The sequence below is a fragment of the Acidovorax sp. NN32 genome (assembly GCF_057597245.1).
The window spans coordinates 2054501-2071219 of record NZ_CP199679.1; the positions used below are offsets into that span (position 1 = coordinate 2054501).

At 62.2% G+C, this 16719-nt stretch carries 17 protein-coding genes and 1 riboswitch; of the genes, 12 read left to right on the top strand and 5 right to left on the bottom strand.

Annotated features, from left to right (window positions below; genetic code table 11):
- Positions 1-56: 56 nt before the first annotated feature.
- The 7 genes from ccoN (at position 57) to ACT89O_RS09535 (ending at position 5471) form a co-directional block, all read left to right on the top strand.
- On the top strand, positions 57-1496 hold the full coding sequence (gene ccoN / locus ACT89O_RS09505) for a cytochrome-c oxidase, cbb3-type subunit I (protein ID WP_055395190.1): 1440 nt from the start codon (positions 57-59) through the stop codon (positions 1494-1496).
- Between the two features lie 17 nt (positions 1497-1513).
- Positions 1514-2146 carry a cytochrome-c oxidase, cbb3-type subunit II gene (gene ccoO / locus ACT89O_RS09510; protein ID WP_055395192.1) on the top strand — a complete coding sequence of 211 codons (633 nt, stop codon included), beginning with the start codon at positions 1514-1516 and terminating at the stop codon, positions 2144-2146.
- A gap of 13 nt (positions 2147-2159) precedes the next feature.
- Positions 2160-2297 (top strand): cbb3-type cytochrome oxidase subunit 3, encoded by a 138-nt coding sequence (locus tag ACT89O_RS09515; protein WP_055395194.1) that lies wholly within the window; start codon positions 2160-2162, stop codon positions 2295-2297.
- Positions 2298-2321: 24 nt separating this feature from the next.
- Entirely contained in the window at positions 2322-3239 is a 918-nt protein-coding gene (gene ccoP, locus ACT89O_RS09520; RefSeq protein ID WP_055395196.1) for a cytochrome-c oxidase, cbb3-type subunit III, read from the top strand.
- Between the two features lie 86 nt (positions 3240-3325).
- The gene (gene ccoG / locus ACT89O_RS09525) at positions 3326-4771 is read left to right on the top strand and encodes a cytochrome c oxidase accessory protein CcoG (protein WP_487262448.1); all 1446 of its coding nucleotides are present in this window, start codon (positions 3326-3328) and stop codon (positions 4769-4771) included.
- Positions 4772-4844: 73 nt separating this feature from the next.
- Entirely contained in the window at positions 4845-5126 is a 282-nt protein-coding gene (locus ACT89O_RS09530; protein WP_055395201.1) for a FixH family protein, read from the top strand.
- Positions 5127-5177: 51 nt separating this feature from the next.
- The gene (locus tag ACT89O_RS09535; RefSeq protein WP_055395203.1) at positions 5178-5471 is read left to right on the top strand and encodes a hypothetical protein; all 294 of its coding nucleotides are present in this window, start codon (positions 5178-5180) and stop codon (positions 5469-5471) included.
- Positions 5472-5539: 68 nt separating this feature from the next.
- On the opposite strand, the gene fnr is transcribed toward ACT89O_RS09535, so the two are convergent.
- Positions 5540-6262 (bottom strand): fumarate/nitrate reduction transcriptional regulator Fnr, encoded by a 723-nt coding sequence (gene fnr / locus ACT89O_RS09540; RefSeq protein WP_218299410.1) that lies wholly within the window; start codon positions 6260-6262, stop codon positions 5540-5542.
- 187 nt (positions 6263-6449) lie between these two features.
- Here fnr and hemN point away from each other — a divergent pair, with 187 nt between their 5' ends.
- Positions 6450-7832: an oxygen-independent coproporphyrinogen III oxidase gene (gene hemN, locus ACT89O_RS09545; protein WP_055395207.1), complete on the top strand. Its 1383-nt coding sequence runs from the start codon at positions 6450-6452 to the stop codon at positions 7830-7832.
- Positions 7833-7837: 5 nt separating this feature from the next.
- Positions 7838-8596, top strand: coding sequence for a sulfite exporter TauE/SafE family protein (locus ACT89O_RS09550; protein ID WP_218299411.1), 759 nt, complete (start codon positions 7838-7840; stop codon positions 8594-8596).
- A 78-nt stretch (positions 8597-8674) separates the two neighbouring features.
- On the opposite strand, the gene ACT89O_RS09555 is transcribed toward ACT89O_RS09550, so the two are convergent.
- A complete protein-coding gene (locus ACT89O_RS09555) occupies positions 8675-8806 on the bottom strand; it encodes a hypothetical protein (RefSeq protein ID WP_255424283.1) in 132 nt (43 codons plus the stop codon).
- A 10-nt stretch (positions 8807-8816) separates the two neighbouring features.
- Here ACT89O_RS09555 and ACT89O_RS09560 point away from each other — a divergent pair, with 10 nt between their 5' ends.
- The gene (locus tag ACT89O_RS09560; protein WP_121506922.1) at positions 8817-10115 is read left to right on the top strand and encodes an HD-GYP domain-containing protein; all 1299 of its coding nucleotides are present in this window, start codon (positions 8817-8819) and stop codon (positions 10113-10115) included.
- Entirely contained in the window at positions 10112-12556 is a 2445-nt protein-coding gene (locus tag ACT89O_RS09565) for an EAL domain-containing protein (protein ID WP_487262450.1), read from the top strand. Before ACT89O_RS09560 ends, ACT89O_RS09565 begins: the two co-directional genes overlap by 4 nt.
- 52 nt (positions 12557-12608) lie before the next feature.
- Here ACT89O_RS09565 and ACT89O_RS09570 read toward each other — a convergent pair whose 3' ends face one another.
- From ACT89O_RS09570 to ACT89O_RS09580, 3 genes are all read right to left on the bottom strand, one after another.
- The gene (locus ACT89O_RS09570) at positions 12609-13424 is read right to left on the bottom strand and encodes a sulfite exporter TauE/SafE family protein (RefSeq protein ID WP_055395215.1); all 816 of its coding nucleotides are present in this window, start codon (positions 13422-13424) and stop codon (positions 12609-12611) included.
- Between the two features lie 399 nt (positions 13425-13823).
- Positions 13824-14195 carry a cell division protein ZapA gene (locus tag ACT89O_RS09575; protein WP_121506920.1) on the bottom strand — a complete coding sequence of 124 codons (372 nt, stop codon included), beginning with the start codon at positions 14193-14195 and terminating at the stop codon, positions 13824-13826.
- Entirely contained in the window at positions 14192-14422 is a 231-nt protein-coding gene (locus ACT89O_RS09580; RefSeq protein ID WP_218299413.1) for a DUF904 domain-containing protein, read from the bottom strand. The genes ACT89O_RS09575 and ACT89O_RS09580 overlap by 4 nt, the downstream gene beginning before the upstream one ends.
- A gap of 36 nt (positions 14423-14458) precedes the next feature.
- A riboswitch (cobalamin riboswitch) is annotated at positions 14459-14696 on the top strand.
- Positions 14697-14778: 82 nt separating this feature from the next.
- Here ACT89O_RS09580 and ACT89O_RS09585 point away from each other — a divergent pair.
- On the top strand, positions 14779-16662 hold the full coding sequence (locus ACT89O_RS09585; protein WP_142145092.1) for a TonB-dependent receptor domain-containing protein: 1884 nt from the start codon (positions 14779-14781) through the stop codon (positions 16660-16662).
- Positions 16663-16719: the final 57 nt, after the last annotated feature.

The following is a 16719-nucleotide window of genomic DNA, read 5'->3' on the forward strand; positions in this document are numbered from 1 at the left end:
AATGCCCAAAAAAGCTGACTGCAACAAACTCTTACTGCATTACAAAGAGGTGCCCGATGGATTCTCCAAAAACAAATGCTGCGCACTACAACGATACAGTGGTGCGGCAGTTTTCTATCCTGGCCGTGGTTGTGGGGGTGGTTGGCATGCTGGTGGGCGTCATCATCGCCGCCCAGCTTGCCTGGCCTGAACTCAACTTTGGCATTCCGTGGCTCAGTTATGGCCGCTTGCGACCCTTGCACACCAATGCGGTGATCTTTGGGTTTGGTGGCAGTGCGCTGTTCGCCACCAGTTACTACGTGGTGCAACGCACCTGCCAGGTTCGCCTGTTTGCCGGGCCCCTGGCGGCCTTCACCTTCTGGGGATGGGTGCTGGTCATTGCCGGGGCCGTCATCAGCCTGCCAATGGGCTACACCCAGGGCAAGGAATACGCTGAACTCGAATGGCCGATTGACATCCTGATAACGCTGGTCTGGGTGTCCTATGCCATCGTGTTCTTTGGCACCATCGGTGTGCGCAAGGTCAAGCACATCTATGTGGCTAACTGGTTCTTTGGCGCGTTCATCCTGGCTGTGGCATTGCTGCACGTGGTCAACAGCGCTGCGATCCCGGCTGACCTCATGAAGAGCTACTCGGCCTACGCCGGTGTGCAGGATGCCATGGTGCAGTGGTGGTATGGTCACAACGCCGTGGGCTTCTTCCTGACCGCAGGCTTCCTGGGCATGATGTACTACTTCATCCCCAAGCAGGCGGGACGACCCGTGTATTCGTATCGCCTGTCGATCGTGCACTTCTGGGCCTTGATCTTCACCTACATGTGGGCCGGCCCTCACCACCTGCACTACACCGCGCTGCCTGACTGGACGCAATCGGTGGGCATGGTGTTCTCGCTGATCCTGCTGGCACCCAGCTGGGGCGGGATGATCAACGGCATCATGACCCTGTCGGGCGCATGGCACAAGCTGCGTGACGACCCCATCCTGCGTTTCCTGATCGTGTCGCTCTCGTTCTACGGCATGTCCACGTTCGAAGGTCCGATGATGTCCATCAAGACCGTCAACGCCCTGAGCCACTACACCGACTGGACCGTGGGCCACGTGCACTCTGGCGCGTTGGGCTGGGTGGGTCTGATCTCGATGGGCTCGCTGTACTACCTGGTGCCCCGACTGTTTGGCCGCGAAAAGATGCACTCCATCAAGGCCATTGAGCTGCACTTCTGGATGGCCACCATTGGCATCGTGCTGTACATCGCCGCGATGTGGATTGCCGGTGTGATGCAAGGCCTGATGTGGCGCGCCATCAACCCCGACGGCACGCTGACCTACACCTTTGTGGAAAGCGTGAAGGCGACCTATCCGTTCTATGTGATCCGCGTGGCCGGTGGCCTGCTGTATCTGGGTGGCATGTTGGTCATGGCCTGGAACGTGTGGATGACAGCGATCTCGGGCCGTTCGGTCAAGGTGGCGATTCCTGCCGTGAATGCGGCCCACGCCTGAGCCGAAGGAGATAACTCATGTCTAACAACAACCCATCGAATTCGACCGGCTTCTCCCATGAAAAGGTGGAAACCAACAACTTCCTGATGATCGTGCTGATCCTCCTGGTCATCGCCATCGGCGGCCTGGTAGAGATCGTGCCACTGTTCTTCCAGAAGTCCACAACCGAGGCGGTCAAGGGCGTGGAGCCTTACAACGCCATGCAACTCGTGGGCCGCGACGTCTACATCCGTGAAGGTTGCTACAACTGCCACTCGCAGATGATCCGCCCCTTCCGCGCTGAAACCCTGCGCTATGGGCACTATTCGGTGGCGGGTGAGTTTGTGTACGACCACCCCTTCCAGTGGGGCAGCAAGCGCACAGGCCCCGACCTGCACCGCGTGGGAGGCAAGTACAGCGACGAATGGCACCGCATCCACCTGAACAACCCGCGTGATGTGGTGCCCGAGTCGAACATGCCTGCCTACCCCTGGCTGGAGAAGAACGCCGTGGACCCCGCCAGCGTGGCGCCGCGCATGAAGGCCCTGCGCACTGTGGGTGTGCCGTACACCGACGAACAGATCGCTGCGTCTGCCGCTGATGTCAAGGGCAAGACGGAAATGGAAGCGCTGATTGCGTACCTACAAGTCATGGGCCGCGCGCTCAAGTAAAGGAGATATCCCCATGGACATCACCACCATGCGCATTGTGGCCACGTTGGCTTCAATGGCCTGTTTCATTGGCATCTGGGTCTGGGCCTACCGAGGCCGCAATAAGGCCCGGTTCGACGAGGCAGCCCAGCTGCCTTTCGAGCAAGATTGACCTTCACCAGAACGAGAACACCCCATGAGTGACTTCACCAGCAATTTCTGGTCGGTCTTTGTGACCACGCTGACCCTGGTCGGCATCATCGCCTGCGGCATTCTGCTTTGGATGGCAGGCCGTAAGAAGGTGATGGCCACGTCCGACAACACCACCGGCCACGTCTGGGACGAAGACCTGGTCGAGATGAACAACCCCCTGCCACGCTGGTGGGTGTGGCTGTTTGTCATCACCATCATCTTCGGCCTGGGCTACCTGGCCGCCTATCCTGGCCTGGGTAGCTTTTCCGGCAAGCTCAACTGGACACAGAAGGGTGAATACGAAGCTGAGATGGCCAAGGCCAAGGCCGAGCTGGAGCCGCTGTATGCCCGCTTTGCCTCGATGAAGCCGGAAGACATTGCCAAGGATCCTCAGGCCCAGGCCATTGGCGAGCGCCTGTTCATGAACAACTGCGCGCAGTGCCATGGCTCGGACGCCCGGGGTAGCAAGGGTTTCCCCAATCTGGCTGATGGCGATTGGTTGCATGGCGGTGCACCCGAGAAGATCCGTGAAACCATCGAGAAGGGCCGTATCGGCAACATGCCTCCCATGGCTGCCGCAGTGGGCTCCCCCGAAGATGTGCGCAATCTTTCGCACTATGTGTTGAGTCTTTCGGGCAGCCCGCATGACTCGCTGCGTGCTTCGTTGGGCAAGTCCAAGTTCACGGCGTGTGCAGCCTGCCACGGAATGGACGGCAAGGGTAATCAGGCACTGGGTGCACCCAACCTGACCGACGACATCTGGCTGCATGGCTGGGGTGAGGCGGCCATCACTGCCATGGTCAACAACGGCAAGGTCAACCAGATGCCCGCACAGGCGGACAAGCTGACAGAAGCGCAGATCGGTGTGCTGTCGGCCTATGTCTGGGGCTTGTCGAACGGCACCCAGGCCGCTGCACGCTGAGCCTTGGCCACTTGGAGCAGTGCCCAGGCACTGCTCCAGGGGGCAGCGCAAACTGAGAACCACGAAGCAAACGGACCGATACCATCATGAACCCACCCAGCGAGCCTGCTCGCAAGGTCATCCCGATAGCGCCGGTTGCGTCCGATGCCTCATCACAGGGCGAGATTGTTTCCCTGTACGAAGCGCAAAAGAAGATCTACCCGCGTTCCATCAGTGGCCTGTTCGCGCGTTGGCGCTGGGGGATGGTGTTTCTCACGCAGATCGTTTTCTACGGGCTGCCCTGGTTTGAATGGGGGCAGCGCCAGATGGTGCTGTTTGATCTGGGGGCTCGGCGGTTCTACATCTTCGGCCTGGTTCTGTACCCCCAGGATTTCATTTACCTTACGGGCCTGCTCATCATCTCGGCGTTGTCGCTGTTCCTGTTTACGGCAGTGGCGGGGCGGCTTTGGTGTGGATTTGCGTGCCCGCAAACGGTCTACACCGAAATGTTCATGTGGATCGAGCACAAGATCGAAGGCGATCGCAGTGCGCGGCTTCGGCTGGACAATGGGCCCTGGACCTTCGAGAAGGTTCGCAAGAAGTTTTTCAAGCAGGTCATCTGGATTGCCGTGGCGTTGTGGACGGGGTTCACGTTCGTGGGCTATTTCGTGCCCATCCGCGAACTCGGGGCAGAGCTGCTGGCGGTGCAGGGTGGCTGGCAGATTTTCTGGGTACTGTTCTATGGCTTTGCCACCTATGGCAATGCCGGCTATATGCGCGAACAGGTGTGCAAATACATGTGTCCCTATGCGCGCTTTCAGAGCGCCATGTTTGACAAGGACACGCTGATCGTTACCTACGACCCAGAACGCGGTGAGCAGCGTGGGCCGCGCAAGAAGAACATCGACTACAAGGCCCAGGGGTTGGGCGATTGCATTGACTGCTCGCTGTGTGTGCAGGTGTGCCCCGTGGGCATCGACATTCGCAAGGGCTTGCAGTACGAATGCATCGGCTGCGGCCTGTGCGTGGACGCCTGCAATACCGTGATGGACAAGATGCAGTATCCGCGCGGGCTCATCCGGTTTTCTACGCAGAACGGCGTGGCCAAACGGTGGAGTCAGTCGCAGATCCTGCGCCGCGTGCTGCGGCCGCGTGTGCTGATATACAGCGCGGTCCTGGTGGCCCTGTGCGTAGGCATGATGGCCAGCCTTGTCACACGCACGCCCTTGAAGGTGGATGTGGTGCGTGATCGGGCGGCGCTGTCGCGCATCGTGGCGGGTGGAAAGCTGGAGAACATCTACCGCCTGCAGATCATGAACGCCACTGAAGGCCCCCAGCGCTATCGCATCAGTGTGCGTGGCCTTGAAGGGCTGGAAGTCGCTTCTGATGCCGAGGTGGACATCGGTGCGGCGGAGTCCCGGTGGGTGGCCGTCCGTTTGCAGATACCCTATGGATCAGCCCCTTCAGGATCACATGCCGTGCAGTTCGATGTCCAGGCTTTGAGCGCGGACGCCCATGTGAGCGAGAAATCCGTGTTTCTGGTGCCGCGATAACGCAGCGCGCGCCCGGGTGCAAGACCTTCGCGGGTCTTGCTTTGAGCAAGATAATTTTTGAGGAGTAAGCACCATGCCATCCAGTTCCGCCCTCGGCACTGCCCCTTCTGCCGCTGCACCCTGGTGGAGGTTTGGCCATGTGTGGCTGATCATCGCCGGTCCCGTGATCGTGATCATTGCAGGGTTTGTGACCCTGTGGCTCGCGATATCGCGCCCCGACCCTGTAGTCGCGGAAGATTATTACCGCCAGGGCATCGAGATCAACAAGACACTGGCCACCCCAGAAAAAAGCCTGTTGCCAGCCATGAAGGGCCGCAACCACGCTGCCACCCCGGTCCAGGACCAGCCGCGCTGAACCCACCTGGCCGGGCGGCATGCCTGCACGGCCTTACCAGGAGACAAACCAATGTGGATGCAACGCGTGATGTGGATTGCCTGGCCGGCCTTTTTGATGGCCGGTGTGATGGAAATGCTGGTTTTTGCGATGGTGGATCCGCAAGACCTGCACTGGTTTGGGCAGCCGTTGGCATTGTCACGGCAGGGCGTGTACACGCTTGCCTTTTTTGCGTTCTGGATGATCACGATGGCATCCAGCGCGTTGACCACGCTGCTGGCGATGTCACCGTTTGAACTTAACCGTTGCCCGGTTCCCGAAGGCGAACGTCCCGATGACTGCCGCAAGACATCATCGTGCCCTTGAGCGGTAGTGCCACCTATTGGCTAAGGTCAATGTGGTAAGGACTGCCAGGATGGCAGACCACAGCAGGTTCAGTGGCAGGCTTGCTGGTTGTTCACGATGCGCTTGAGGGCCTCGGTCTCCAGGATGCGCACATGGCGCTGCTTGACCTCGACAATGCCTTCTTCCACAAACTTGGAGAAGGTGCGGCTCACGGTTTCGAGCTTGAGGCCCAGGTAGCTACCGATCTCTTCGCGGGTCATGCGCAGCACGAGCTCGGACTGCGAGAACCCCCGGGCGTGCAGGCGCTGAACCAGGTTGAGCAGGAACGCAGCCAGGCGCTCCTCAGCGCGCATGCTGCCCAAGAGCAGCATCACGCCATGCTCGCGGACAATCTCGCGGCTCATGATCTTGTGCACATGGTGCTGCAAGGCGGTGACTTCGCGGGACAGCTCTTCGATGCGGTCAAACGGCATGACGCAGACTTCCGCGTCTTCCAGGGCCACCGCATCGCAGGTGTGGTGGTCATTCACGATGCCATCAAGGCCGATGATCTCGCCTGCCATCTGAAAACCCGTGACCTGGTCACGCCCGTCTTCGGTGGCTACACATGTTTTGAAGAAGCCGGTTCGAATGGCATAGAGCGAGGTGAAGGATTCGCCGTTGCGGAAAAGGGTTCCACCGCGTTTGATCTTGCGGCGAACGGCAACGACCTCGTCAATGCGTTGCAGCTGTTCCTCGCTCAGCCCCACCGGCATGCACAGCTCGCGCAGGTTGCAGTTGGAGCAGGCGACTTTGATGGTGAGCGGGTTCATAGGCACAGAGGCTGGGTAAGGTTTGAGCATATCGCCCCATATGCCTAACAGGCTGGGCCTTTGGTTGCGGGTGGGCGACTGATGTGCATCAAATTGTCGCTGTTCGTCCCGGCCCATCACTTGATGCAGGTCAAGGACATGGAGTGCAGCTTACGGCACAGTCGAAGTGTACGCAAGGAATTTGCCCATGACCGCTGTTTCGCCCGAGCTGCTGCGCCGTTTCGACGTGCCAGGGCCCCGTTATACCTCTTACCCAACAGCTGACCGTTTCGTCGAGGCCTTTGGGCAGGACGACTACGCGCTTGCCTTGGAGCAGCGCAGGCTGGGCTCCATGACGAAGGCCTTGCCGCTGTCTTTGTACGTGCACATCCCCTTTTGCGAGTCCCTTTGTTACTACTGCGCCTGCAACAAGATCATCACCAAACACCATGATCGGGCAGAGGTGTATTTGCGGTATTTGAGCCGCGAGATTGACTTGCACACAGCACACTGCGGCACGGGGCAGGTGGTGAGTCAGCTTCACCTGGGTGGTGGCACGCCCACTTTTCTATCGGACGAGGGCTTGCGGGAGCTGATGGGCATGCTCAAACGCAGCTTTTCGTTGGCGCCGGGCGGGGAGTATTCGATTGAGGTGGACCCTCGCACCGTCAATGCGGACCGCCTTGCAGTGCTGGCGGAACTGGGGTTCAACCGACTGAGCTTTGGGGTGCAGGATTTCGATCCCGAGGTTCAAAAGGCCGTTCACCGCATACAGCCTGCCGAGCAGGTGTTTTCGCTGGTGGAGTCCGCACGTTCGCTGGGTTTTGAATCCATCAATGTGGATTTGATCTACGGCCTGCCTCGGCAGACGCCAGAGTCGTTTGACCGCACGCTGGCCCAGGTTACGCAGCTGCGGCCTGACCGTATCGCGTTGTACGCGTATGCCCATCTGCCAGAACGTTTCAAGCCTCAGCGCCGTATTGTTTCGGCCGAGTTGCCAGCGGCTGCAGGCAAGGTGTCGATGCTCTCCCGTTCGCTGGACGCCTTCATGGATGCTGGGTACGTGTATGTGGGCATGGACCACTTTGCATTGCCTGAGGATGCATTGGCAGTCGCCAAGCGCCAGGGGCGTCTGCACCGCAACTTCCAGGGCTACAGTACGCAACCTGATTGCGACCTGATCGGCCTGGGGGTGTCTGCGATTGGCCGGGTCGGAGCCACCTACAGCCAAAATGCCAAGACCCTGGATGAGTATTACGATTTTCTGAATCAGGGGCGCCTGCCCGTCGTTCGTGGGTTGGCCCTGACGCGCGACGATCTTGTGCGCCGCGCCGTCATCATGGCCTTGATGTGCCAAGGCGAGCTGTTGTTTGAGCCCATGGAGCAAGCGTGGTTGATCGACTTTCGCCACTACTTCTCTGCGGAGCTGGCGCAACTGGAAACCATGGCCGAGCAGGGGCTTGTGGTGGTGCGGCCCGATGGGGTCGAGGTCACTGCCATGGGCTGGTTCTTTGTGCGTGGCATTGCCATGGTCTTTGACCGTTACCTGCAGGCTGACCGCAACCGCGCCCGTTTTTCGCGCATCATCTGATCCTCATGATTGCTACGGTCGCCTCAACCGCCTTGCTGATGGGGCTCGTTGGCGGGTCCCATTGTTTGGTCATGTGTTCTGCGCCTTGTGGGGCATTGATCGGGCAGGGCGGTGTGGGCATGGCGTCCACAGCCGGTGGCGATGCGCAGCCACAGGCAACTCCCCCGACGGTGCAGACAGTGCAGTGGGTGCCCCGTGGCGGTGTCATTCGGCGCGCCGTCGCTTTTCATGCTGGCCGCTTGGCCGGGTACGCTGTGGCGGGTGGCTTGGCTGCATGGGCCATGGACAGCCTGGCATGGTTGACCCAGCAAACCGTGGCACTTCGCCCTGCGTGGACCCTGATGCATGTTGCGGTGATGGCGTGGGGTTTGATGATGGTGATCCAGGCGCGCCAGCCCCTGTGGGTAGAGCAGGCGGGCCGTACCGTATGGGCGCGTGTGCGGCCTCTGGTCAGTGCACCAGGCGGGGTTCTGGTTGCTGGTGGGCTTTGGGCCTTGATGCCCTGTGGCCTGCTCTATTCCGCGCTGCTCGTGGCTGCGCTGAGCGGAGGGCCTCTGGAAGGGGCGCTCAGCATGGCGCTTTTTGGCCTGGGCAGTGGTGTGTGGCTGGTGGGTGGGCCCTTGGTGTGGATTCGGCTGAAAGCAGGGGTCAATGCGAAACGTGCGGACTGGGGAACGCGCATCGCAGGAGGTTTGCTGTGCGCAGTGGCCAGCTGGGCACTCTGGATGGACCTGATCTACAAACCGTCGTTGTGGTGCCGCTAGCCAGCAGTTCCCCGATTCGCAAGCTGCGGTGCGACGGGGTTCGGGAGGCCTCGTAAATCCATGTCTATACAAGGGTGATCAACGCTTGCCCTTGGTGAGAAAGGCAAGTGTTGCCGTGCCGCTGCGGCGCAGGCGCACTCCTTCGACAAGACCCTCGATCTGGCGATAATCTGTGTAACTATTGGTGGCATTGACGTCGCCATGTTTCACACGCCTTGAAGTGAACTCCTCCATCCTCATCGACATCAGCCAACTGCGTGTCGGCATGTACATCCAGCTCGACGTGGGTTGGTTGCACCATCCGTTCCCGGTGAGCAGCTTTCGTGTGGCGGCAGCGGAGCAGATTGCCACCTTGCGTGAGCTGGGGCTCACCGAGGTGCGGTACTTTCCCAAAAAGAGCGATCCAGAACTGAGGGAACTCGTGCCTGCAGCCTGGAGCGTGCCGGAAATGAAGGCATCGTCTTCGAGTGCTCCTGAGGCTGCGACAGCTACTGCCACGGTGGACCCAGAGGCGCAGCGCAGGCGTGAATTGCTGGAGGCCCAGAACCGGACGCTGGCGGCCTGCAATCAGCGGTTTGGGGAGGCCACGCGGCAATACCAGGCGCTGGAGCGTGTCGTCTCGGAGCACCCCGACCAGGCCCGGACCAAAGGCGAAACGCTGGTGTCAGGTTGCGTGGCCGAACTCCTGGAAAACGGTGATTCTGTCATCCGGCTGTTGTCGGAAGGTGTGGGCGAGCGCAATGCCCTGCACCCGATCAACGTGATGGTGATCTCTTTGCTGCTGGGCCGTGCGTTGGGCATGAAAAGCGCCGAGCTGCACGACCTTGGCATTGCCGCGCTCATTCATGATCTGGGTAAGCTCAAGCTGCCGCCGAATCTCAGGCAACCTACGCCCTCCATGATTCCGATGGAGCGTACGCGTTACGAGACCCATGTGGCTGAGTCCGTGACACTGGCCACGCGCATGGGGCTGCCCGAACCTGTGATTACCGCCGTTGCTCGGCACCATGAGATGGCCGATGGCAGTGGGTTTCCACTGCGGTTGTCGGGGTCCGATCTGGGGCGCGCGAGCCAGGTGCTCGCCCTCGTCAATCGCTACGATCGCATGTGCAATCCCGCCAATGGAGTGGATGCGCTCACACCCCACGAGGCTTTGTCGGTCATCTTTGCACAGCTCAAGGCGCGCTTCGATTCCGTGGTGCTCGGGGCGTTCATCCGCATGATGGGGGTGTACCCGCCGGGCTCCATCGTCCAGCTGGTGAACGACCGCTATGCGATTGTTGCCTCGGTCAACTCTTCGCGCCCGCTGCGGCCCAAGGTCATCGTCCATGACTCCCGGGTGCCCAAGGATGAGGCTCCCATCCTGGACCTGGAAACTGTGCCCGAGCTGGGTATCCGGCGCAGCCTCAAGCCTGCGCAACTGCCGCGCGATGCGCTGGACTACCTCTCTCCGCGGCAGCGTATCTGTTACTTTTTCGAGCGTGCGGTCAGCCCCGGTCCCGAAGAGGCAGGGTCGTGACCGTTTCGCAGTCCCACGGCTGGCTCGACGGTTTACAGGAGGCCGTCTGGCTGGTCGATGAGACCAGCCTGCTCATCCTTCACGCGAATGCCGCCGCGCAGCGGCTGGTGGGCTTGCCTGTGGCCGAGATGGTGGGTACGCCCGTGTTGCGTCTGGCCTCCACACCGCAGGACATGGCGTTCTGGGGGGAGTCGGCCCAGGTGGTTGCAGATGGCATTCATTCCCACACCAGCCTTTTGCGCGCTGACGGCACCCTGGTTCCGGTCAATCGTCAGGTGACGCGCGTTCCTTCAGAGGTCGCTTCTGGCACGGTCTTCATGCTGACCATGCTGGATCGCAGTGTCCAGGAATCGACCGAGCGCGAGCTGGAAACTTTGCTGTCTGAGCTGCGCGCCACGCTGGATTCTGCCGCTGACGGCATGCTCGTGTGCAGCCTCGATGGCCGGGTGCGGGCTTTCAATCAGCGGCTTGCGCAACTGTGGAATATTCCGCGCGATTTGCTGGTGCGGCGCGACGATGCGGCTGTCTATGCGCACATGGAGGCCCAGGTTGAGGACGCACGTGCCTACGCGGAGCGTTTGGCTGCCATCGCCCGAGAACCGATGCAGGAGAGCACCGACATTCTGGTGTTGCGAAATGGCTTGGTGCTGGAGTTGCGCACCGTACCGCAGTTCAGCCAGGGGCGGCCCGTGGGGCGGGTGTATTCGTACCGGGACATCACCCGCCAGACCGAGATACAGGCCAGCCTGAGACTGGCCGCACGGGTGTTCGAGTCCAGCCTGGACGCCATCTTCATCGCCGACAGCCAGCACAGGGTCTTGCGCATGAACCCAGGCTGCGAGCGGCTGGTGGGGCCGTCTGCCAAATCGTTTGAAGGGTGCCTGGCGGCGTCGTTGTTCGGTGGTGGGTCGGACGCGGCTTTCATGGAGCAGGTGCTGCAGGGGTGGGCCAAGGAGGGTTTCTGGGAAGGCGAGCTGTGGCTGCCCCGTGACAACGGCACCTATTGCGCAGTGCAGTTGTCATGGGTGGCGCTGCGCGACGACGAACAGCGTCTGGTGCAGAGCATCGGCTTCATGCGGGATCTGACGCTGCAGCACGCCGCCCAGAAGCGCATTGAGGAGCTGGCCTACAGCGACGTACTCACGGGCCTGCCCAACCGTCTGCTGTTGTCGCAGCGTGTGGACACTGCCATCCAGGGGGCGCGCCAGAGCGACACGGGCTTTGCCATCCTGTTTCTGGATCTCGACCGCTTCAAGATCATCAATGACTCCCTCGGCCACCCTTTCGGTGACCGTGTGCTGCAACTGGTGGCCGAGCGCCTGCAGGCCTGCCTGCGCCAGACGGACATGTTGTGCCGACTGGGTGGCGATGAATTTGTCATCTACCTGCATGGCGGTGATGCCGTGGTGGCTGAGAGCGTGGCGCGCCGCATCCTGGAAGACATGCTCAGGCCCTTCATGCTTGACGGCATGGGCTTCTCCATCCAGTGCAGCATTGGCATGGCGCTGTACCCACAGGACGGTGCGACGCTGGACGATCTCATCAAGCAGGCTGACACGGCCATGTACCGTGTCAAAGAGCGCGGCCGGGGTAGCTATGGCTTTTACCAGCCGCAGATGAATGCCAATCTGCTGTCGCGCATGCAGATGGAGCATGCGATGCGCCAGGCGCTGGGGCTTGACCGCATGGCAGTGCACTACCAACCACAGGTCAACATGGCCACCGGGCGCATCACGGGGGCCGAAGCGCTGATACGCTGGACCGACCCGGAGTTCGGTGCAGTATCACCTGGGCAGTTCATCCCCCTGGCGGAGGAGTCTGGCTACATCGTGACGCTGGGCGCGTGGGTCATGGAGCAGGCCGTGCGTGAGGCGGCGGTGTGGATGCACAGTGGCATGCCGATCATGATTTCGGTGAACGTGTCGGCGCTGGAGTTCCGGCAGCCTGATTTCGTGGACCGCATCACCCGGCTACTGGCGGTGCACCAGTTGCCGCCCACGCTGCTGGAACTGGAGCTGACGGAAACCATCCTGCTGCAGGATGCACAGGAAATGGAGCAGCGCCTGCGTGTGCTCGCCGGGCTTGGCATTGGACTCGCCATCGACGATTTCGGCACCGGGTATTCCAGCCTGGCGTACCTGAAGAAGCTGCCGATCCACAAGCTCAAGATCGACCAGTCCTTTGTGCGTGGCCTGCCCGACGATGATGGAGACCGGGCCATCGTGAGTGCCATCATCAGCATGGGGCGTGCCATGCACATTGAGGTGGTGGCAGAGGGGGTGGAAACAGAAACCCAGCAGGCGGTGTTGCTGCAGATGCAGTGCGACCACTACCAGGGATTTCTCTGCGCGCCAGGGCTTCCTGCCCAGGAGTTTCGCGCCATGCTTGCCAGGCCCTTGCCTTTGAATGCGCGGGGGCGGCGCAGTTCGGTCCAGAACTAAGGCAACCTGGTGCTAGGGCCCCCCGGTAGCATGGAGGTCGGTCCAGAGACGCTTAAAACGCCGCGATGCCCTTCCAGAGCATGTACGCCGCCAGCCCGAACAACAGCGATGCGAATACACGCTTGAGCTGCTTGACTGGCAGGCTGTGTGCTGCTTTGGCGCCCAGTGGCGCGGTGAGCACGCTGCAGGTCGCTATCACGGCCAGGGCGGGGAGCCAGATGTAGCCCAGCGAGGCGGTTGGCAATCCCTCCACGTTCTGCCCTCCGATCACATAGCCCACCACGTTGGCCAGTGCGATGGGAAAACCCAGCGCCGCACTGGTGGCTACCGCGTTGTGGATGGGCACGTTGCACCAGGTCATGAATGGCACGCTCACGAACCCGCCACCAGCACCCACCAGGCCCGACAGGAATCCGATCACGCCACCTGCCGCCACCTGGCCTGCACCACCGGGCATCTGGCGCGTGGGGGCGGGTTTTTTGTCCAGAAACATCTGTGTGGCCGAAAAACTCACGAACAACGCGAAGAAGATGGCTAGGAACGAACCCTTGAGCAGCGCAAACACGCCCAGGCTCGCAATGAAACCACCGAGCACGATGCCAGGCGCCAGCCGCTTGACGATGTCCCAGCGCACGGCGCCGCGCTGGTGGTGGGCCCGCACACTGGAGATCGACGTGAACATGATGGTGGCCATCGAGGTGGCAATCGCCATCTTCACCGCCAGATCGGGTGCGACCTTTTGCGCGCCCAGGATGTAGGTCAAGAACGGGACCAGCAGCATCCCGCCGCCAATGCCCAGTAGGCCCGCCAGAAAACCTGTGGCCAGGCCCAGGACACCGAGTTCAACAATCAGCAGGGGATCGAGCATTGCGCGACGTCAGACAAAGGGGTGGAAAGAGGGGAGGGAAGGCGGGGAGATGCCCTGTCGGAGATGCTGCAGCGTGGGGTTGCGTGGACAGGGGCATGGGGAAGAAGGTGTCTGCGAATGCCACCGGACTCTCATCCTGAACCGGGGGTTCAGGTGGGCGAGGGCAGCCAAGCGTTGGGTTCATCTGACGCGAGATGATCACGCTCACCGGGCAATGTACCAAGCCCGAGCTCGTTGAGCATTGGTTCAAGGAAATATAAAGCCCGGCGGCTTCGCAGACACCGCCATTGTAGGCGCTGCCTGCACGGGTTGAGTGTTTGGGGCCATGTAAAGCCCGTAAGCTTTGAGGGGTGCAGATCGGGGGCAATCCGGCAGGCTTGGCGCTGTGCTGGGGGGCTGTCAAAGAAGGCGGCCGTCGTCGCCCAATGCCTGATCCAGGCGCTGCACCAGGGCATGAAGGCGCTGCTGGTCTTCGTCGGGTAGGAGGGTTTCCTGCGTACCCGTGCTGGCAGCGGTTGCGATGGTGGGGCTGGCCGTTTTGGCGGCGGCACCTGCTGCCAGGTCGGCAGCCTCGCGGTCGGCGATTTCGAAAGCCAGGTTCAAGGCCGCCAGCACCGCAATGCGTTCGCGGGCGCGGACCTTGCCCGCATCGCGGATGCGGATCATCGCGGTATCGACACGCTCCACAGCATCCAGCAGGCGGCTTTCGTGGCCCTCGGGGCAGGTCAGCAGGTAGCTTTGCTGCAGGATCTGCACCTCGATTTGCTTCATTCGACTTCCTTGGTGACAGCGGCAGGGGCTGCGGCGGGCAGGCGCTCCAGCAGTGCATCCACGCGGGCGCGGGCGGCACTGAGGCGGGATTTGAGGGAGTCCCGTTCTTGCGTCAGCGCGGCCACCTGATCGGTCAGCAGCGCGTTGGTGCGTTGCAGTTCTGCGTGGCGCAGCAGCAAGCGGTCGACGCGCTCGGCGATCTGGTCGGTGGGGGACGGTGTTGCCATACAGCCCCCGATTGTAGGGTTGCAGGCTGTAAACAGCCGTAAAATCGCGCGGTTGGTGCTCGCGGTGTGGTTCACATGCCGCAGTTCAACGGGAAGCAGGGAGGCGCAGTACCACCGGTACACGCCCAGCCTGCGCTGCCCCCGCAACGGTCAGCGGACGAGTCTTTCGACTCTCTCTCCATCCATACGCCACTGAGCGCCTTGAACAAGCGCATGGGAAGGCATTGGGGGGTGTTCCGCCAGCCCGGATACCGGCCAACACGGTGGCTGCGTGCGCCCTTTTTTGGAGCTGCGCGGCTGTATCACCCACATGCTGGCGGGAGGCCGGCCCGGGTTGTTTGTTGACGATGATCCCCATGAAAATCCGTACCCTTCGTGCGCGCCCCGTGGCGCTGCTGCGCCTGCCTGCCCACCGTGTGGCCCTGTTGACCCTGGCGGTTGGCAGCGCCTGCAGTGCGCTGGCCCAGAGTGCCCCGGCAACCGGCGAACTGCTGGCCCAGAACCTGCGCGCGCCCTCGCTCGCCGAAACCGTGGTGGCCGCCACGCGCACGCCGCAGCCGCTGTCCGACCTGGTGGCCGACATCTCCATCGTGGACCGCGAAACCATCGAAAGCAGCGGCGCCACCGGCCTGGCCGACCTGCTGGCCCGTCTGCCGGGTGTGGAGTTCTCGCGCAATGGCGGCCCGGGTGCCACCACGGGTGTATTCCTGCGCGGTGCTGAATCGCGCTTCACAGCGGTGTATATCGACGGGGTGCGCATCGATTCGCAGTCCACCGGGGGGGCGCCGTGGGAGAGCATTCCGCTCGGCCTCATCGATCGCATCGAAGTGCTGCGCGGCCCCGCAGGCGCCGTATACGGATCGGATGCCATGGGTGGCGTGGTGCAGATTTTCACCAAGCGCGGCGAGAACGGCACGGCGCCGTATGTGGGCGTGGGCATTGGCAACCACAACACCACCAAGGTGGAGGCCGGCATCAGCGGGGCCAGCGGCACCGTGGACTACGCGCTGGGCTTTGCGCGCGATGACAGCAAGGGCTTCAACGCCCGCACGGTGGCCACCCAGAACCCTGACCGCGACGGCTACCGCACCACGGCAGGCCATGCCCGCGTGGGCCTGCAGGTCGATGCGGCGCACCGGCTGGAGGGAACGCTCATGGTCAATGACTCCAACAGCGGCTACGACAGCGGGCTGGGCAAGGACGACCGCAACCTGCACACCATGCACGCCCTGGGCCTCAACTGGATCGCCCAGTGGAGCAGCGCCTACAAGACGCGCCTGTCCATCACCGACTCGCGCGATGAATACGAAACCCGCCCCTCGCCCTACCTGAGCGACACGCGCCTGCGTGGCTACTACTTCCAGAACGAATGGCGCCAGGGCGCGCACCTGGTCACGGCCGCGTTGGAGCGCCGTGAAGACCGCCTCGAAAACGCCCCCATCGATGCCAAGCGCTCGCAGGACGCGCTGGCCCTGGGCTACGGCTACAACGCTGCAGGCCACACCGTGCAGCTCAACCTGCGCCACGATTCCGACAGCGAGTTTGGCGGCAAGAGCACCGGCAGCGTGGCCTACGGCTATGCCATCACACCGCAGTGGCGCGCTACGGCGTCGGTGGGCACGGCCTTCCGCGCGCCCACGCTGTACCACCGCTTCAGCGAATACGGCGTGGCCACGCTGCGCCCCGAAAGCAGCCGCAATGCCGAAGTGGCGCTGCGCTATGCCCAGGGCAACAGCACCTTCTCTGCCACGCTGTTCCGCAACCGTGTGAGCAACCTGATTTCGTTCTCTGGCCCCGGCACCTGCCTGTCGGACTTTGGCTGCTACGCCAACACGGCCCGGGCCGAATACAAGGGCGTGACGTTTGCTGGCTCGCACCGCCTGGGCGATGTGCAGCTGCACGGCTCCATCGACCTGCAGCGCCCGCGTGACCTGGACACCGGCAAGCAGCTGGCGCGCCGTGCCAAGCAGCACGCCACCTTCGGCGCCGACACCCGCCTGGCGGGGTGGACCGTGGGCGCCGAAGTGCAGGCATCCGGCCGCCGCTTCGACACCGTGGCCAACACCAATGTGCTGGGTGGCTACACGCTGGTCAACCTGTACGCCAGCACCCGCATTGCGCGCGACTACACGCTGCTGGCCCGCATCGACAACCTGGCCGACAAGGACTACCAGCTGGCCCGCACCTACGCCACCGCAGGCCGCACGGTGTACGTCGGTGTGAAGTGGGCACCTCAATGAAGCCCCCCCTGAGTCGCTGCGCGCCTTCCCCCCGGAGGGGGGACGCCACCCGTGGCC

Coding starts and splice junctions, on each gene's coding strand:
- ccoN (WP_055395190.1), top strand. CDS start 57: ATGGATTCTCCAAAAACAAATGCTGCGCACTACAACGATACAGTGGTG.
- ccoO (WP_055395192.1), top strand. CDS start 1,514: ATGTCTAACAACAACCCATCGAATTCGACCGGCTTCTCCCATGAAAAG.
- ACT89O_RS09515 (WP_055395194.1), top strand. CDS start 2,160: ATGGACATCACCACCATGCGCATTGTGGCCACGTTGGCTTCAATGGCC.
- ccoP (WP_055395196.1), top strand. CDS start 2,322: ATGAGTGACTTCACCAGCAATTTCTGGTCGGTCTTTGTGACCACGCTG.
- ccoG (WP_487262448.1), top strand. CDS start 3,326: ATGAACCCACCCAGCGAGCCTGCTCGCAAGGTCATCCCGATAGCGCCG.
- ACT89O_RS09530 (WP_055395201.1), top strand. CDS start 4,845: ATGCCATCCAGTTCCGCCCTCGGCACTGCCCCTTCTGCCGCTGCACCC.
- ACT89O_RS09535 (WP_055395203.1), top strand. CDS start 5,178: ATGTGGATGCAACGCGTGATGTGGATTGCCTGGCCGGCCTTTTTGATG.
- fnr (WP_218299410.1), bottom strand. CDS start 6,262: ATGAACCCGCTCACCATCAAAGTCGCCTGCTCCAACTGCAACCTGCGC.
- hemN (WP_055395207.1), top strand. CDS start 6,450: ATGACCGCTGTTTCGCCCGAGCTGCTGCGCCGTTTCGACGTGCCAGGG.
- ACT89O_RS09550 (WP_218299411.1), top strand. CDS start 7,838: ATGATTGCTACGGTCGCCTCAACCGCCTTGCTGATGGGGCTCGTTGGC.
- ACT89O_RS09570 (WP_055395215.1), bottom strand. CDS start 13,424: ATGCTCGATCCCCTGCTGATTGTTGAACTCGGTGTCCTGGGCCTGGCC.
- ACT89O_RS09575 (WP_121506920.1), bottom strand. CDS start 14,195: ATGAAGCAAATCGAGGTGCAGATCCTGCAGCAAAGCTACCTGCTGACC.
- ACT89O_RS09580 (WP_218299413.1), bottom strand. CDS start 14,422: ATGGCAACACCGTCCCCCACCGACCAGATCGCCGAGCGCGTCGACCGC.
- ACT89O_RS09585 (WP_142145092.1), top strand. CDS start 14,779: ATGAAAATCCGTACCCTTCGTGCGCGCCCCGTGGCGCTGCTGCGCCTG.